The sequence below is a fragment of the Mycobacterium simiae genome (genome assembly GCF_010727605.1).
GTDB lineage: Bacteria > Actinomycetota > Actinomycetes > Mycobacteriales > Mycobacteriaceae > Mycobacterium > Mycobacterium simiae.
The window spans coordinates 2,670,058-2,687,177 of record NZ_AP022568.1; the positions used below are offsets into that span (position 1 = coordinate 2,670,058).

17 protein-coding genes are annotated in these 17,120 nt (G+C 64.2%); 9 read left to right on the forward strand and 8 right to left on the reverse strand.

The window, feature by feature from the left end:
• Positions 1-30: 30 nt before the first annotated feature.
• The 5 genes from gyrB to dnaA form a co-directional block, all read right to left on the reverse strand.
• On the reverse strand, positions 31-2,064 hold the full coding sequence (gyrB, locus tag G6N33_RS12415; protein ID WP_163771520.1) for a DNA topoisomerase (ATP-hydrolyzing) subunit B: 2,034 nt from the start codon (positions 2,062-2,064) through the stop codon (positions 31-33).
• A gap of 266 nt (positions 2,065-2,330) precedes the next feature.
• A complete protein-coding gene (locus G6N33_RS12420) occupies positions 2,331-2,894 on the reverse strand; it encodes a DUF721 family protein (RefSeq protein WP_044509087.1) in 564 nt (187 codons plus the stop codon).
• Positions 2,891-4,054, reverse strand: a complete 1,164-nt coding sequence (gene recF / locus G6N33_RS12425; RefSeq protein WP_044509086.1) for a DNA replication/repair protein RecF — start codon at positions 4,052-4,054, stop codon at positions 2,891-2,893. Before recF ends, G6N33_RS12420 begins: the two co-directional genes overlap by 4 nt.
• 10 nt (positions 4,055-4,064) lie before the next feature.
• Positions 4,065-5,264: a DNA polymerase III subunit beta gene (dnaN, locus tag G6N33_RS12430; RefSeq protein ID WP_044509085.1), complete on the reverse strand. Its 1,200-nt coding sequence runs from the start codon at positions 5,262-5,264 to the stop codon at positions 4,065-4,067.
• A 503-nt stretch (positions 5,265-5,767) separates the two neighbouring features.
• Positions 5,768-7,297 carry a chromosomal replication initiator protein DnaA gene (dnaA, locus tag G6N33_RS12435; protein WP_044512577.1) on the reverse strand — a complete coding sequence of 510 codons (1,530 nt, stop codon included), beginning with the start codon at positions 7,295-7,297 and terminating at the stop codon, positions 5,768-5,770.
• Between the two features lie 588 nt (positions 7,298-7,885).
• Between dnaA and rpmH the strand changes: the two genes are divergently transcribed.
• The 9 genes from rpmH to G6N33_RS12480 all read left to right on the forward strand — a co-directional run bounded on the left by rpmH (position 7,886) and on the right by G6N33_RS12480 (position 14,350).
• The gene (rpmH, locus tag G6N33_RS12440) at positions 7,886-8,029 is read left to right on the forward strand and encodes a 50S ribosomal protein L34 (RefSeq protein WP_003874369.1); all 144 of its coding nucleotides are present in this window, start codon (positions 7,886-7,888) and stop codon (positions 8,027-8,029) included.
• 23 nt (positions 8,030-8,052) lie between these two features.
• Positions 8,053-8,415 (forward strand): ribonuclease P protein component, encoded by a 363-nt coding sequence (gene rnpA, locus G6N33_RS12445; protein ID WP_044512575.1) that lies wholly within the window; start codon positions 8,053-8,055, stop codon positions 8,413-8,415.
• Positions 8,416-8,417: 2 nt separating this feature from the next.
• The gene (gene yidD / locus G6N33_RS12450; protein ID WP_081662121.1) at positions 8,418-8,771 is read left to right on the forward strand and encodes a membrane protein insertion efficiency factor YidD; all 354 of its coding nucleotides are present in this window, start codon (positions 8,418-8,420) and stop codon (positions 8,769-8,771) included.
• Positions 8,755-9,879: a membrane protein insertase YidC gene (gene yidC, locus G6N33_RS12455; protein ID WP_101528604.1), complete on the forward strand. Its 1,125-nt coding sequence runs from the start codon at positions 8,755-8,757 to the stop codon at positions 9,877-9,879. Before yidD ends, yidC begins: the two co-directional genes overlap by 17 nt.
• 77 nt (positions 9,880-9,956) lie before the next feature.
• Positions 9,957-10,529: a Jag family protein gene (locus G6N33_RS12460; RefSeq protein ID WP_044512573.1), complete on the forward strand. Its 573-nt coding sequence runs from the start codon at positions 9,957-9,959 to the stop codon at positions 10,527-10,529.
• Between the two features lie 59 nt (positions 10,530-10,588).
• Positions 10,589-11,329: a 16S rRNA (guanine(527)-N(7))-methyltransferase RsmG gene (gene rsmG, locus G6N33_RS12465; RefSeq protein WP_044509083.1), complete on the forward strand. Its 741-nt coding sequence runs from the start codon at positions 10,589-10,591 to the stop codon at positions 11,327-11,329.
• Between the two features lie 41 nt (positions 11,330-11,370).
• Positions 11,371-12,297 carry a ParA family protein gene (locus G6N33_RS12470; RefSeq protein WP_081662365.1) on the forward strand — a complete coding sequence of 309 codons (927 nt, stop codon included), beginning with the start codon at positions 11,371-11,373 and terminating at the stop codon, positions 12,295-12,297.
• Between the two features lie 22 nt (positions 12,298-12,319).
• The gene (locus G6N33_RS12475; protein ID WP_044509082.1) at positions 12,320-13,303 is read left to right on the forward strand and encodes a ParB/RepB/Spo0J family partition protein; all 984 of its coding nucleotides are present in this window, start codon (positions 12,320-12,322) and stop codon (positions 13,301-13,303) included.
• A 294-nt stretch (positions 13,304-13,597) separates the two neighbouring features.
• Complete coding sequence (locus G6N33_RS12480; RefSeq protein WP_044509081.1) at positions 13,598-14,350, forward strand: acetyltransferase; 753 nt, start codon at positions 13,598-13,600, stop codon at positions 14,348-14,350.
• On the opposite strand, the gene G6N33_RS12485 is transcribed toward G6N33_RS12480, so the two are convergent.
• The 3 genes from G6N33_RS12485 to trxB all read right to left on the reverse strand — a co-directional run bounded on the left by G6N33_RS12485 (position 14,347) and on the right by trxB (position 17,062).
• Complete coding sequence (locus G6N33_RS12485; RefSeq protein ID WP_044509080.1) at positions 14,347-15,567, reverse strand: N-acetylmuramoyl-L-alanine amidase; 1,221 nt, start codon at positions 15,565-15,567, stop codon at positions 14,347-14,349. The genes G6N33_RS12480 and G6N33_RS12485 overlap by 4 nt on opposite strands.
• Positions 15,568-15,701: 134 nt before the next feature.
• The gene (gene trxA, locus G6N33_RS12490; protein WP_044509079.1) at positions 15,702-16,055 is read right to left on the reverse strand and encodes a thioredoxin; all 354 of its coding nucleotides are present in this window, start codon (positions 16,053-16,055) and stop codon (positions 15,702-15,704) included.
• Positions 16,052-17,062, reverse strand: coding sequence for a thioredoxin-disulfide reductase (gene trxB / locus G6N33_RS12495; RefSeq protein ID WP_044509078.1), 1,011 nt, complete (start codon positions 17,060-17,062; stop codon positions 16,052-16,054). The genes trxA and trxB overlap by 4 nt, the downstream gene beginning before the upstream one ends.
• Positions 17,063-17,120 lie beyond the last annotated feature (58 nt).

Sequence of the window (17,120 nt, forward strand, 5' to 3'; positions counted from 1 at the left end):
TGGGCGTCTGTTGGATGTTGGTTAGACGTCTTAGACGTCGAGGAAGCGGACGTCTTTGGCGTTGCGGGTGATGAAGCTGCGGCGGGCGTCGACGTCTTCGCCCATCAGGATGGAGAACAGTTCATCGGCGGCGGCGGCGTCATCGAGGGTGACTTGGCGCAGCACCCGCACCGAGGGATCCATGGTGGTCTCCCACAATTCCTTGGCATCCATTTCCCCCAGCCCCTTATAGCGCTGGATACCGTCGTCTTTGTTGATCTTCTTCCCGGCCTTTTGCCCCGCCTCCAGCAACCCGTCACGTTCCCGGTCGGAATAAGCGAACTCCGGATCGCTGCGCTGCCATTTGAGCTTGTACAGCGGCGGCTGCGCCAAAAACACATGCCCGTGCTCGATCAACGGACGCATAAACCGAAACAGCAGGGTCAGCAACAACGTGGAGATGTGTTGACCGTCGACGTCGGCATCGGCCATCAACACGATCTTGTGGTAACGCAGTTTGGTGATGTCGAATTCGTCGTGGATGCCGGTGCCCAGCGCGGTGATGATGGCCTGGACTTCGGTGTTTTTCAGCACCCGATCGATGCGGGCCTTTTCGACGTTGATGATCTTGCCGCGCAGCGGCAAGATCGCCTGGAACATCGAATCACGCCCACTTTTCGCCGACCCACCCGCGGAATCACCTTCCACCACATACAGCTCAGACTTCCGCGGATCCGTCGAGCGGCAATCAGCCAACTTGCCCGGCAACCCACCCAAATCCGTAGCACTCTTACGCCGCACCAACTCCCGCGCCTTACGCGCCGCAATGCGGGCCTGGGCCGACGAAACCGCCTTGTTTACAACGGTTTTAGCTTCCGACGGGTTCGCCTCGAACCAGTGAGTGAGTTGTTCGTTACAGACTTTCTGGACAAACGACTTGACCTCGGTGTTGCCGAGTTTCGTCTTAGTCTGGCCCTCGAACTGCGGCTCGGCGACCTTCACGGAGATCACCGCGGCCAGCCCTTCTCGGATGTCGTCGCCGGTGAGGTTGGGATCCTTGTCCTTGAGCAGCTTCTTGTCTTTGGCGTACTTGTTCACCACCGAGGTCAGCGCGCTGCGGAAGCCCTCCTCGTGGGTGCCGCCCTCATGGGTGTTGATGGTGTTGGCGAAGGTGTGCACCGACTCCGAATAACCACCGTTCCACTGCATCGCGATCTCGACTTCGTGCCCGGTTCCTTTGCCGTCGAAGTCGATGACGCTCTGCTGGATCGGGTTTTTGGTGCGATTGATGTGCTTGACGAAATCCACCAACCCACCCGGGTAGTGGAACGTGCGGTGCTTGACCTTGTGCGGCTTGGCCGATTCGGCCGCCTGCTCCTCGGCTGACTTCGGCGCCTCGGCGGTGTCGCTAACCACCTCATCGACCACCTCGTCCTGCTCGACACGTTCGTCGGTGAGGTTGATGGTCAGGCCCTTGTTGAGGAACGCCATTTCCTGCAACCGGCGCGCCACCGTCTCGAAGTCGTACTGGGTGGTTTCGAAGATCTCAGGATCGGCCCAGAACCGGATCGTGGTGCCGGTCTTCTTGGTCGCCTCGCCTTGCTTGAGGGTGCCGGGCACCGCCCGGTCGTAGTACTGGAACCACTCATAGCCGTCACGCTTGACGTTGACTTCCAGGCGGGTGGACAGGGCGTTGACCACCGACACTCCGACCCCGTGCAACCCGCCGCTGACGGTGTAGCCACTGTTCTCCCCGCCGAATTTGCCGCCGGCGTGCAGCTGCGTCATGACGACATCAACGGTGGGGGCGCCGGTGGCGTGCATGGCCACCGGGATGCCGCGCCCGTCGTCGGCTACCTCGACGCTGCCGTCGTCGAGGATGCGGACATCGACGCGGGTGGCGTAGCCGGCCATCGCCTCGTCGACCGAGTTGTCGACCACCTCCCAAATGAGGTGGTGCAGGCCCCGCTCACCGGTCGACCCGATATACATGCCGGGGCGTTTGCGGACAGCCTCCAGCCCTTCGAGCACGGTGATCGCTGACGCGCCGTATTCGTCTTGCGCCTTCTTCTTCTGGGCAGCCACGGTCGGAATGCTCTCCTTGGGGTTTCATGCGGGCGGTTCCAGTCACCGCAGCAGTCGCATCAGTCCACTCTACCGTGATTGAGGCCTGGGACCGATTCTCCGGGCGCGTTTCTGCCTATCTGGACGCGCCGTGTGCCCAATTTCTTTATTGACGGTGCGTCCGGACGTGCGTCGTGGGGGTCCGTTTCGTTCTCGCGGCTCTGAGCCGCCGCTCATTTCCCCGTCGCCGACCGGTACCAACCGGTGCTCAGCACCCCCGAATTGTGTCACCCGTAGGTGTCGCGCGGCCCGCGACCAGAGATGTGCCGCGGACCCTTGCGCCATGACGGCGCAGCCGGACCGGTGATTTTCAACGACGTCACCACCCCGTTGCCGACCGCCGCGGCGATCTTGGCCAGCAACTGTGTCTGGATCATCCTCAGCTGGGTGGCCCAAGCGGTCGATTCGGCGGCCACACTAAGCACGCCGTCGTGCAGCCCGGTCGGCGTGGCGTGATCGGCGATCTGCTGGCCGACCACCGTCGCCCAATGGCCGAGCACGGTGCCCTCGGCAACGCGCCCCGACCAGCCGCGCTTTTTCGCGAGCTCACGGGTGAGCCGACCCAGCGGTTGCGGGTCGCGAATGTCGGGTCCGGGACCCGACCAGCTGCGCCGCTGGCCGGCTACCCGTCGCTGCGCCATACCACCGCTGCGGCCACGCCCGGCATCCTTGCCTTGCGCCCGCGCCGCGGCCCGAGCCTCCTCGAGCGTGCGCCGCACCAGGTCGATTCCGCGGACTTCGCTCAGTGCCGGGGGAGGGACCGCGTCAGGTTCCTGCCCGCTGCCGGTCATGATTGCATCACCGAGATCCGTCCCGAGTCATCGTCTTGCAGATCGATGTGCACCCGCTTAGCGTCCCAGCCCGCGGGGATATCTTCCAGCACCGCCGCGGTCACCAATACTTGTTCGGCGGATTCCGCCACCGCGGCCAACGCCCGACGGCGCGCCGCGTCCAGTTCCGCGAACACATCGTCGAGTAACAACACCGGTTCACCGCCGTCGCCCCGTAGCAATTCGTAGGCCGCCAGCCGCAGTGCGAGCGCGAACGACCACGATTCACCATGGCTGGCAAAGCCTTTCGCCGGCTGATCACCAAGCCGTAGCTCCAGGTCGTCGCGGTGCGGGCCAACCAGACAGACCCCCCGCTCCAATTCCGCGTCCCGGCGTGCCGCCAGCGCGGCCAACAGCGTGGCTTCCAAAATTTCGCGGCCGCCGCTCCCGTCGCCAGGACTTTCGACGCCCATGCGGTCGGTGCTCGATTTATAGCCGATCGCGGCCGGCCGTGATCCCGGGGCCAACAACTGGTAGGCCTTCTCCACCTCGGGCGCCAACTGATTCACCAAATCGGTACGCGCAGCCATCAATTCGGCACCGTGTTCGGCCAACCGCGCATCCCACACGTCGAGGGTGTCCAAGGCGCCGCGGTCGCCGCGATAGCGTGCCCCGGCGAGCGACTTCAACAGCGCGGTGCGCTGCCGCAGCACTCTGTCATAGTCCGCGCGCACCGCGGCGAGCACCGGGCGACGCACCGTTGCCAAATCATCGAGGTACCGGCGGCGATCGGCCGGGTCACCGCGAACCAGTGCCAGATCTTCTGGGGCAAACAACACCGCGCGCAACACCCCGACCACCTCGCGGGTACTGCGCACCGGCGAGCGGTTCAGCCTGGCCTTGTTGGCGCGCCCGGCGGCGATCTCGATGTCGATCGCGCATTCCCGGCCCTCGTTGACCACGATGGTCGATACCACCGCCCGGCTACTGCCCGTGCGGATCAGCGGTGCGTCCATGCCGACCCGATGCGAGCTCAACGTAGTCGAATACCACAGTGCTTCAATCAGATTCGTCTTTCCATAGCCATTAGGCCCAACAAACACCGTGCGGCCTGGCGCCAGATCAACGTCGGCGTGCGCCCAGGACCGGAAATCGCGCAGCCCTAAATGCCGGACGTACACCTACTCGGCCCTATCCGGGCAACCGGACTGGCATCAACAGGTAGACGTAATCCGTGGGCAACGCCGAGAACGGGCCGGCGCCCGTGGGGTGGCTATCCGCATCGAATGCCGGCCGCAGCAACGCCGGCTTTCCGGGGGTGGTGAAGCCGAACGACACGCGGTCGGCGTGTACCGATCCGAGTCCATCGGTCAGGTAAGTCGGGTTGAACGCGATGGTCAACGGTTCGCCGGCGAAGTCGACGGCGAGTTCTTCCTCGGCCCGACCGACGTCGTCGGCGCCAGCGGACAGCCGCAACGTCCCCTCGGAGAATTCCATCCGCACCTGTGCGCCCCGGTCCGCGACCAACGCGACAAGCTTTATCGCCTCGGTCAGTTCGGCCACGTTGATGGTGGCCACCGCGGTGTGTTCGGCCGGCAGCAGCTGGCGGAACTTGGGGAATTCGGCGTCCAGCAGCCGGGTGGTACTCCGCTTGCCGTTGCCGCTGATGCCCAGCAGCCCGTCTTTGCCGACGCCCGAACCACTGCCCAGCGACAGCCGCACATCGGAACCGTCGGTGCCGGTTTTCGCGGCCTCCGCCAGGGTCTTGGCCGGCACCAGCACAGCCGCTTCGATATCCGGCGACAATGCCGACCAGGTCAGTTCCCGGACGGCCAGACGGAACCTGTCGGTGGCCGCCAAAACGACCGATTCGCCGGAGATCTCGACCCGAATACCGGTCAACATCGGCAGCGTGTCATCCCGACCGGCGGCGATCGCAACCTGACTGATCGCCTCGGCGAACAAATCCGACGGCAAGCTGCCGGTCTCTTCCGGCAGCGTCGGCAACGTCGGGTAATCCTCGACGGCCATCGTCGGTAACGAAAACTTCGCACTACCGCAGGTCAATGCCACCCGGTTGCCGTCGACATAAAAATCGATCGGCTTGTCCGGTAACGCCCGGACAATGTCCGACAGCAGCCGTCCCGACACCAAAACACTTCCGGGAGAAGCAATTTCGGCTGCAATCTGCGCCTCGGCGGAGACTTCGTAGTCGAATCCAGAGACGGTCAGGCCCTCATCCGAGCCCGTCAACAGCACGCCGGAGAGGACCGGCACCGCAGGCCTGGAGGGCAGGTTCTTCGCCACCCATGACACGGCATCGGCGAAAGAATCTCGGACCAGCCGAAATTTCAGGTCGGTGAGGCCAGCATTCGTCGTCGCCACGTCCATAGCGTCCCTTCACCTACCCAAATCCGAAATCGGCGGCTTGCCTCTGCGCCGCGCCACGACATCCACAACGGCAGTCGAACAACAACCGTAGAGCTTCCGCGCCCATCTTGAAAGCTAATCGCAAAGGCCGACAACCCGAGTGGGTGACGACGAGAGCGCGCTGTGCAGCGACGCGTCCCCAAGGCTGTTCTTCAAAGAAGAAACAACCCAGAGATCTCAGTACCAGTATTAAGGCCTGTGCAGTTTGGGGACAGCCGCGACTTGCTGCAGCTAGCGCGGTGGGCGCCCTGTGGATGACTGTCTTGACACCTGTGCAGCCGATGTTGGGCTACTGGGGATGAGGCGGGCGTGTGCACGTCGGTGCCGAGTACTGCACCGACAGTTGGCACGGTTGTGCACAACGCTGCGCACATGTCGGCGGTGTGGTTGGAGTTACAAATGAGCGAGAAGTTTTTGGGAAAATAGTTGGTGATTCGCCGCCAGATGCGGCGCGTCGGGGCGGTTCAGCGCTTGGAGCGCTGTCGGATCCGCGTGGTGAGTTCTTTGACGTGATCGAAGACTTCACGTCGCTCGGCCATCTCCGACAAGATTTTTCGTTGCGCGTACATGACCGTGGTGTGGTCACGGCCGAACGCCTGGCCGATCTTCGGTAGCGAGAGATCGGTCAGTTCGCGGCAGAGGTACATGGCGATCTGGCGCGACTGGGCCAGCGCTCGAGTCTTGCCGGGGCCGCGCAGCTCCTCGACGGTGGTGTCGAAGTACTCCGCGGTAGCGGCCATGATCGTCGCCGCGCTGATTTGCATGGTGCTGGCATCGGCGATCAGGTCCCGCAGCACGATTTCGGCCAACGATTTATCGATCGGCGTCTTGTTCAAGGACGCGAACGCCGTAACCCGGATCAGTGCGCCTTCGAGTTCACGGATGTTGCGTTCAATGCTGCTGGCGATCAATTCGAGGACGTCGTCGGGGACCGCGAGGCGTTCCATCTGTGCTTTCTTGCGCAGAATCGCGATGCGGGTTTCCAGCTCGGGCGGTTGGACGTCGGTGATCAAGCCCCATTCGAACCGGGTTCGCAGCCGGTCTTCCAGCGTCGCGAGCTGCTTGGGCGGCCGGTCCGACGAGATCACGATCTGCTTATTGGCGTTGTGCAACGTGTTGAAGGTGTGGAAGAACTCCTCCTGGATACCTTCCTTGCCCTCGATGAACTGAATGTCGTCGACAAGCAGCACGTCGACATCGCGGTAGCTGCGCTTGAACGCGACCTTGCGGTCGTCGCGCAGCGAGTTGATGAAGTCGTTGGTGAATTCCTCGGTCGAGACGTACTTGACCCGCATCCCGGGAAACAGCCGCTGCGCGTAATTGCCTGCGGCATGCAGCAAGTGAGTCTTGCCCAGGCCCGACTCGCCCCAAATGAACAGGGGGTTGTAGGCGCGGGCCGGCGCTTCTGCAATGGCGAGGGCCGCCGCATGGGCGAATCGATTGGAGGCACCGATGACGAAAGTCTCGAACGTGTAGCGCCGATTGAGGCTGGTGCCGCCCGCAGCGCCGGTGTCGGCGGCCAGTGGCCGTTCGGCAAAGTAGTTGGGCCAGTTCTGCTCGGCCCCGACGACTTCGCCGTTCTCGCTGCTTTCGTAAGCCTCGTCGACGTCACTTGACGTTTCTTGCCCGGGGTCGTCGGCGAAGGTGTCGCCTTGCGGATGGGGCAGTTCCTCGGTGTCGTCGGCCGGCGGCGCGATGCGCACTCCGAGTTGGATCTGTTGCCCGAGCCGACGACTGAGTGCGTCGGTGATCGGGGTGCGCAGGTGGCGTTCGATTTCGTTTTGCACAAAGCTGCTCGGCACCGACAGCAGCGCGAAACCTTCAACGATGGTCAGCGGTTGGACGAGATTGAGCCACGCACGCTGCTGCGGGGTCAGCGGAGTGACGAGTGTCGTGCGGTTACTTGCTGCACCGTCTCCGTCGGAATCGCCGTTGAGTTCGGAGACGACCGCGTTCCACACGGTCGTGAAACCAGAACCGGGGTCATCGGTCAACGACGCATCTCCCTGGTCCGACGTCAAACCCTAACCATTTGCCGACAAAGCGACTGTCCACATAGTTATACACAGGTGTGGACAGGATAGACGGATGCGGGCCGCAACCTATCGGTGACAGCTCGCAACCTTCGGGCCGGAGATAACCCGGGCTAGGTCACCTACACGGCCAGTAGATCCGCCATCATGCTTCGTTGTCGAGCGCCGTCCCAGGTCTGAAACGGCATTGCCCGAAGCTAACAGTTTTCCGTTCGGCTGCCAACAGTTCTGTTGCATTCCAATCACGTTCTTTAGGGTCAAGCTGGCGAAGTGCCGCGCGGCGGTGCGTGGGTGCAGGGTCGGTGCAGGATTGAGCCCGCGTCTTGTTGGCACAGGCCAAGTTTGACCCAGCGAATCTGCGTCAGTACCCTCATACAGTCGCCCGAAAGTCGGCGATACGGCTGCGACCCAGGAGTTAAGTTCCCCGGGGACCGCGCCGGCCAGCAGCAAGACCACGTTCCGACCGACACGAAGCAATCTGGCTGAGCCAAACGTGACCCGGCCGGAGGGCTGGGAAAGCTTCTAGCGAGACACAACGAGGAGAACGCCGTGGCCAAGGGCAAACGGACTTTCCAGCCGAACAACCGCCGCCGCGCCCGCGTGCATGGCTTTCGCCTGCGGATGCGGACCAGGGCCGGGCGTGCCATCGTGTCTGGCCGTCGCCGCAAGGGTCGCCGCGCGCTCTCTGCCTGATCTGACCGACAGGCTTGTTGGCGGTGCTTCCCGCGCGTAACCGCATGCGGCGGTCACGGGAATTCGACGCGACGGTGAAATATGGGGTGCGTGCGGCGCAGCCCGATCTTGTTGTCCATATGCGGCGAGACACCGAAGACGAGACAGGGCCGGGGCCGCGCGTCGGGCTGATTGTCGGCAAGTCGGTGGGTTCGGCCGTCGACCGGCATCGCGTTTCGCGCCGGCTGCGGCACGCCGCTCGCGGGATGCTAACCGACCTCGAACACAACGACCGGATGGTGATTCGTGCGCTGCCGGGTAGCCGGGAAGCATCGTCGGCCCGACTCGAGCAGGAACTGCGACGCGGTCTACGGCGGGTTCTTGAACAAGCGGGGTCGAGCCGTTGAGCGTGACGGTGCCGGGACGCCAGCGCGTCGCCGGTGCGGGCGCGACCATCGTGCGCGGGCTGGTGTTCGTGATTCAGCTGTATCGCCACCTGGTGTCGCCGTTGCGCCCGCCGACGTGTCGGTTCATGCCGACCTGTAGTCAGTACGCGGTCGAAGTACTCACCGAGTACGGCTTGTTGCGGGGAAGTTGGTTGGCGATAGTCAGGCTCGCCAAGTGCGGACCGTGGCATCGGGGAGGATGGGATCCAATACCCGAGCGCGGCTCCGCAGACGGGACTTGTCGGGTGAACGGTGAAGGCACCAGCGCCGTCGGGAATGTCCTGGCGCCGCGAGGGGAGAGTGGATCTTTTGTTTGACGTGTTCAGCCTCGACTTCGTCTACTACCCGGTGTCGTGGATCATGTGGGTTTGGTACAAGCTCTTCGGGGCCCTGCTGGGGCCGTCGAACTTCTTCGCCTGGGCCCTGTCAGTGATGTTCCTGGTGTTCACCCTGCGGGCGTTGCTGTACAAGCCGTTCGTGCGCCAGATCCGCACCACCCGACAAATGCAGGAACTCCAGCCTCAGATCAAGGCGCTGCAGAAGAAGTACGGCAAGGATCGCCAACGGATGGCGCTCGAGATGCAGAAGCTGCAGCGCGAACACGGGTTCAACCCGATCCTGGGGTGCTTGCCGATGCTTGCGCAGATCCCGGTGTTCCTTGGGCTCTATCACGTGTTGCGTTCGTTCAACCGCACCACGGGTGGATTCGGCCAGCCACAGATGTCGGTGGCGCAGAACCGTGCCACGGGCAACTATATGTTCAGCCCGGTCGACGTTGGGCACTTCCTGGATGCGAACCTGTTCGGCGCCCCGATCGGCGCGTCGATGACACAGCGCACCGGGTTGGATGCCTTCATCGATTTCAGCCGCCCGGCAGTGATCGCGGTAGGCGCGCCGGTGATGATTTTGGCGGGCATCGCGACGTACTTCAACAGCCGGGCATCGATTGCGCGGCAAAGTGCGGAAGCTGCGGCCAATCCGCAGACGGCGATGATGAACAAGCTTGCGCTATACGTTTTTCCGCTCGGTGTGGTGGTCGGCGGTCCGTTCCTTCCGATAGCGATCATCCTGTACTGGTTCTCGAACAACATCTGGACGTTCGGGCAGCAGCATTACGTGTTCAGCATGATCGAGAAAGAGGACGAGGCGAAGAAACAGGAGACTCTGCAGCGGCGCGCGGCGAATGCTCCGCAGCCGGGCGCGAAGCCGAAACGGAAGGGCGCGCCGGCGAACGGCAGCGCCCCGCCTGGCGATGAGACCGCGGCCGAGCAGACGGCCGGGGGCCAGACGTCCGCGCCGGATGCCGATGGAGCCGACGGAAAGTCGACGGGGAGCGCTGCCGCCCCGGACGTAGCGCGGGGCAGTAATAGTGCGGCGAACCGGACACCCAGACCGGGTGCCCGACCCAAGAAACGGAAGCGCTAGCGCCACAGCTTTACCGGGCCGTCGCCGAAGAGTGACTCGAAAGAGACAGGGGCGGACCCATGGATGAGGGAGAGAAAATGACGGATGCTGACACCACCGAGCGGGACGTGGAGCCACAGCCGGCGGTCGAGGATGTAAACGAGGAGACCGACGCGGCGCTGGGTGGCGCCGACGAGAGCGACGACCTCGAGGAGCGCTTGGTTGCCGAGGGCGAAATCGCCGGCGACTATCTCGAGGAGCTGTTAGATCTGTTGGACTTCGACGGCGACATCGATCTCGACGTCGAAGGCAACCGAGCGGTCGTGAGCATTGACGGCAGCAACGACCTGAATAAGTTGGTTGGTCGCGGCGGCGAGGTGCTCGATGCGCTGCAGGAGTTGACGCGGCTGGCAGTGCATCAAAAAACCGGTGTGCGCAGTCGGCTGATGCTCGATATCGCGAGCTGGCGCCGCCGCCGCCGCGAGGAACTAGCCGCCTTGGGCGACAAGGTCGCCCGACGCGTGCTGGAAACAGGGGAGCGCGAGGAGCTCAAGCCGATGACGCCGTTCGAGCGGAAAATCGTGCACGATGCCGTTGCCGCCGTCGACGGGGTGCACAGCGAGAGTGAAGGCGTGGAGCCTTCGCGCCGGGTCGTTGTCCTGCACGACTAACCGCCCGAGGATTACAGCGGTGTAGTTCGTTCGCACGGTTAATCCCCAAGACCGGAGGAATGTTTCACGTGAAACATGGCGGGGGTTCCGATCCGGAGGACGGGACGAGCGGTGGCGCGATGGAGGCAGGGCCCCCGCCGGTTGCGGCGACGGAAATTTTCGGAACCCGCGTCCGGATCGCCGCCCACTATGCGGAGGTGCTCGCGACCGTGGGGGTGGAACGAGGCCTGTTGGGACCGCGTGAAATAGGGCGAATCTGGAGCCGCCACATACTGAACAGCGCTGCCGTGGCCGAGCTGCTCGGCCACGGTGAGCGCGTGGTAGATATCGGCAGCGGAGCCGGACTGCCGGGGATACCGCTGGCGATCGCGAGACCTGATCTGTCGGTCGTCTTGATCGAACCGCTACTGCGCCGCAGCGAGTTTCTCAAAGAGGTGGTCGCGGAACTAGGGTTGACCGTCGAGGTGGTCCGCGGTCGCGCCGAAGAGCCGTTGGTGCGCAGTGAGTGCGGAGACCGCGATGCCGCGGTATCCCGTGCCGTGGCCGCACTGGACAAGCTGACGAAGTGGAGCATGCCGTTGCTACGCCCCGGCGGACGGATGATCGCGATCAAGGGGGAGCGCGCCCCCGAGGAAGTAGAGGAGCACCGGCGTGTGATGACGGCGCTGGACTCAGTTGATGTCAGGGTGGTGACATGTGGCGCGAGCTATTTGTGTCCGCCCGCAACCGTGGTGGTAGCGCAGCGCGCAGCACGGCCGCGGCGGGTCACGACACCGCGGGCGGACAGGAGAAGGCCGTGAGCTCGCCTCAGGATTGGGCCGACAGCGAGACGCCGCAAGGCATGCAATCCCCGCCGACGGTGCCGCCGCACACGACGGCACGGGCCACGGATGTTTCACGTGAAACATCGAACGAATTCGACACCCCGATCGGCGCCGCGGCGGAGCGGGCGATGCGGGTGCTGCACACTACGTATCCACCGCTACCCAAGCCGTCCCACCGACGGGTGTTCACCGTGGCGAACCAGAAAGGCGGCGTCGGTAAGACAACCACCGCAGTGAACCTGGCGGCTGCGCTGGCGCTGCAAGGGCTCAAGACTCTCGTCATCGACCTCGACCCGCAGGGCAACGCCAGCACGGCGCTGGGCATCACCGAACGGCAATCGGGTACCCCCTCGTCCTACGAGGTATTGCTGGGGGAGGAGACGCTGGAATCCGCGTTGCGGCGCAGTCCACACAGCGACCGCCTGTACTGTGTCCCGGCCACCATCGATCTGGCCGGCGCCGAAATCGAATTGGTTAGCATGGTCGCCCGGGAGAACCGGCTGCGCACCGCACTCGCACAGCTCGAGGGTTTCGACTTCGACTACGTCTTCGTGGACTGCCCGCCGTCGCTGGGACTGCTGACAATCAATGCGCTTGTCGCTGCCCCGGAAGTGATGATTCCGATCCAGTGCGAGTACTACGCCCTCGAGGGCGTGTCCCAGCTGATGCGGAACATCGAGATGGTGAAGGCGCACCTCAATCCCCAGCTCGACGTCACCACCGTGGTGCTCACCATGTATGACGGCCGCACCAAGCTCGCCGACCAAGTCGCCGAGGAGGTCCGCCGCTACTTCGGCAGCAAGGTGTTGCGGACCGTCATCCCGCGCAGCGTGAAAGTCTCCGAAGCGCCGGGCTACAGCATGACAATCATCGACTACGACCCCGGGTCGCGCGGGGCAATGAGTTACCTGGACGCGAGTCGTGAACTCGCACAGCGTGATTAACCCCATCCGGGAAGGGACCACAATGACACACCCATCACGTAGGAAGGGTGGCCTCGGCCGGGGCCTGGCTTCGCTGATTCCCACCGGCCCCGCCGAAGGGGACTCGGGTCCCGCGACGCTGGGTCCCCGAATGGGCGACGCAGCCGCCGACGTGCTGATCGGCGGACCCGCGCCGAGCGTGAATGAAATGGGTGCGGTGTATCGCGAGATCGCGCCGTCCGACATCGAGCCCAACCCGCGGCAGCCACGCCAGGTGTTCGACGACGAGGCACTGGCCGAGTTGGTGCACTCGATCCGCGAGTTCGGCCTCTTGCAACCCATCGTGGTGCGGGCGGTATCTGGGTCGCCCGGCGGCGCCCGTTACCAGCTGGTGATGGGGGAGCGCCGCTGGCGGGCCGCGCAGGCGGCGGGGCTGGCCACCCTGCCGGCGATCGTGCGGGAGACCACCGACGACAATCTGTTGCGCGACGCCCTGCTGGAAAATATTCATCGTGCACAGCTCAATCCCTTGGAAGAGGCGGCGGCATACCAACAGTTGCTCGACGAGTTCGGGGTCACCCACGACGAACTGGCGGCCCGCATCGGCCGGTCGCGACCGTTGATCACCAACATGATCCGATTGCTCAAGCTCCCGATTCCGGTGCAGCGGCGCGTCGCGGCCGGGGTGTTGTCCGCCGGCCACGCCCGCGCACTGTTGTCGTTGGAGGCCGGCCCGGAGGCGCAGGAGGAATTGGCGAGCCGTATCGTCGCCGAGGGGCTTTCGGTGCGCGCCACCGAGGAAGCGGTAACGCTGGCCAACCGCGGCGACACGGCAACGCCCCCAGCGCCGCGGCGCAAGCCGATTCAGATGCCCGGGCTCCAAGATGTCGCCGACCGGCTCTCGAATGCGTTCGATACCCGCGTGACGGTTAGCCTCGGCAAGCGCAAGGGGAAGATCGTCGTCGAATTCGCCTCGGTCGAGGATCTGCAGCGAATTGTCGACGCGATAGACCCGCCTAAGGCGTGACCCGCCACCCGCTGTAATTACGTCACTGTGACACAGCCGGGACTGGTGGGCGGGCGATCCTGCCCCGAAGCCCGCGATCAGACGGAGATCTACTGTGCGGCAAACGATTCCGCGCCTTCGCAGCGCACCGCGACGTGCGCCCGGCCAACTTGGCGGCCGGGGCGACGTGGCAGGGCCAACACTGGCCGGGGACCGACAAACTCTCCTATCCTGGAGAGGTTCGTGGTGCACGTCGGGCTGGAAACAGCCGGTCCGCGGCGATCGGCCGCGGTACGCACGGAGGCCAGGAGGCTAGTGTCTGCTCGAATCACGCCACTGCGGCTCGAGGCTTTCGAGCAGCTTCCCAAACATGCGCGCCGGTGCGTGTATTGGGAGGTCGATCCCGCGACGCTTGGCGACCAGGACCACCTGGCCGATCCCGAGTTCGAAAAGGAAGCCTGGCTGTCGATGGTGATGCTCGAGTGGGGCTCGTGCGGCCAGGTTGCCACGGCGATTCCCGACGAGCGCAGTCAGGCCGAGCCGCCCTGCCTCGGGTATGTGCTCTATGCGCCGCCCGGTGCGGTACCGCGTGCGCGTCGGTTCCCCACCGCACCGGTCTCGGCCGACGCCGTGCTGTTGACGTCCATGGGCATCGAACCCGGAAATGCCGCAGATGACTTGGCGCACAGCCTGCTTGTCCAGGTGATCGACGAATTGATGCGCCGCGGCGTCCGGGCCTTGGAAGCCTTCGGCCGAACCCCGGCCGTGTCGGAGTTGTCCGATCCACGGCTGGCCGACACCGCAACCCGGCCAGTGCTGGAGTCCATCTGCGACTGCTCGGTGGAGCGCTGCATCATCGACGCCGAATTCTTGCAGGACGTGGGTTTCGTTGTGGTGGCGCCCCATTCGTACTTCCCGCGGCTGCGGCTCGAGCTGGACAAGGGCCTCGGTTGGAAGGCCGAGGTCGAGGCCGCGCTGGAGCGCCTGCTGGCGAATGCTCAGCTGCAACAGCCGGTCGGAGCTGGGTCAGCAGCGGGAAACACGTTGCAGAACAAGAAGAATGGCTAAGACCCGCCGAGGCGGGTGGTCCGCTCGACCGACAATTCGTGGGCAAGCAACTCGGCGAAGGTGAATGTGCCAGTGGGCCGGTCGTTCTTACCCAGCAGGTAAAGCCGCTTGACCGCGGCGAGAATACCTTCGGCGATCGCGTCCCGGGTGTGGGTCGAGATCAACCGCTCCCGATCACCGGGGTTGGTGATGTAACCGACGTCGACCTGGACGGTGGGCATCCTCGTCAGGCGGAGCAGATCCCAGGTACGTCCGTGGGTTCGGCAATCGCGTAAACCGGTGCGGGCCACCACTTCACGCTGAATGAAGTCGGCGAGATTGCGGCCGATCGTCGACACCGAGCCGTGCGAGTTGCCGAAGTGAAACGAAGCCACACCGTTTGCCGAAGGGCTGACCTGCGCTTCGCAGCGAAGGCTGATCATCAGGTCCGCGCCGACGTTGTTGGCGGTCGCGGCCCGCTCGGCATCCGACGGGCTGCGGTTGGTCGGCCGGGACAGGAAAGTCTCCATGCCGATGGCAGTCATCCGCCCTTCGAGCCGACTGGCCAAGTCCCACAAGATATCTGCTTCACTAATCGGTCCGGCAGGACCTTGCGCGATCAGCCCGTGATCGTCGCCGCCGCGACCCGGATCGATGATGATCCGCTTGCCGGACAGGCGCGGACCCGACCGTCGGACCAGTTCTTCTTCGCGGATGGCGTGGGGCGAACCGCCGCTGACTCGTGAACTCAGAAAGTACAAGGAGCGCAACGTTTCCGGGCCGCAGATTCCGTCGGCGGACAGACCGTACTCGCGCTGGTAGGACATCAACGCGTTGTGCGTTTGCAAACCGAAATGTCCGTCGACCAGGCCGGTGTAGAAACCAAGATCTTGCAGCCGGGCCTGTAGCGTAGCGACGTCATCACCGTAGAGCGGGGCCCCGAACTGGTGGTACAAGGTGCGCGCGCCGAGCCGGTAGGAGGCTTCCTTGAGGGCTCGGTAGGTGGCCTCGCCGACGACGCCATCCACGAGCAGGCCGCGGTGCTGCTGAAAAGCCCGCACGGCCTGGTCGAGTTGGGAATCGAAGACGTCGGACGCCACTTGACGGCCGGTGCGTAAGTCGTCTTCGGAATTGTCCAATAGCCCCAAAGCGGCTAAGGACGCCCGGATTTCGGTCACAGCTGCGCTGCGGTCACCACAGCGCAACGCGTCGCCGTTTTCGCGGCGCGGACTCGACATACCAAGGGCCCTCCGGGACAAACTGACAGGCTGACAAACGCATTACAGCTAACCGGTATTGTCGCAGATACTTCTTGATTTCCGGAAAACGCCAGGCTGAACGGCGGGGCACCGCCGTTAAAAAGCGATAGTTGTCAGGTCAGGTTGGGGACCGCGTCCGACAACTCACGCAATAGCGCCGCCTTGCCTTTGGCACCGACGATTCGCTTGACCGGCTGGCCGTCCTTGAACAAGATCATCGTCGGGATTGACACGACCTGAAAGTCGCGCGCAGTCTCCGGGTTGGCGTCGACGTCGAGCTTGGCGACGGTCAGTTGATCCGAGCGCTCGGCCGCGATCTCCTCGAGCACCGGGGCGACCATCTTGCAGGGTCCGCACCATGTCGCCCAAAAGTCAACCAGCACAGGCTTTTCGCTGGACAAGACTTCGGTGGAGAAGGACGCGTCGGAGACTTCCTTTGTGGCTCCGGCTTTTTCGGCGTCGGTCATCGTGGTGCTCCAATCAGATCGGTACTGTCCGCATTCCCTGCTTCCGGCTGGCCGGCTTCGGCTTCGTCGTGTTCAGCCAACCAGCGCTCGGCGTCAATCGCTGCAGCACAACCACTTCCGGCGGCAGTGACCGCCTGGCGGTAAGTACGGTCGACCAAGTCGCCGGCGGCGAACACACCCTCGATCGTGGTGTGTGTGGTGTGCCCCTTGACCTGGACGTAGCCGTCGGCGTCGACGTCGATGACGTCGCGCACCAGAGCCGACCGCGGATCGTGACCGATCGCGACGAACACACCCGTTACCGGCAGCACGGTCTCCGCACCGGTGAGGTTGTCACGCAACCGCAACCCGGTAACCGTTGCCTCGCCCTCCACCGCAACCACGCTCTGGTTCGTCATGAACGTGATCTTGTCGTTGGAAAGGGCGCGGTCCAACATGATCTTGGAGGCCCGAAACTCGTCGCGGCGGTGCACCAGAGTCACGCTGCGGGCAAAGCGGGTCAAGAACGTCGCCTCTTCCATCGCGGAGTCACCGCCACCGATCACCGCGATGTCCTGGTCGCGGAAGAAGAATCCGTCACAGGTGGCACACGCGCTCACGCCGCGGCCCAGCAATTCCTGCTCGCCAGGCACCTGCAGGTACCGCGCGGCAGCACCCATCGCCAAGATCACCGCACGCGCCTTGAAAGTTTCACCCTCGGCGGTGGTGACCGATTTGACCGGGCCCTGCAGGGACACCGATTCCACGTCCTCCATCCGCAGATCCGCGCCGAAGCGCAGGGCCTGCTCGCGCATCTGGTCCATCAGCTCGGGCCCGGTGATGCCATCCCGGAAACCGGGGTAGTTCTCCACCTCGGTCGTCGTCATCAACGCCCCGCCGAAAGACGTCCCCTCAAAGACCAGCGGTGCCAGCTGCGCGCGCGCGGTGTACAGAGCCGCTGTGTACCCGGCCGGGCCCGAACCGATGATGATGACGTCGTGAACTGTGTCATGTGCGGTCTCGCTCATGGGCGCCTTTCCGATGCAGGTTCTTCAACCGTGTCGAACGCCAGCGTAGGCGCGGCTG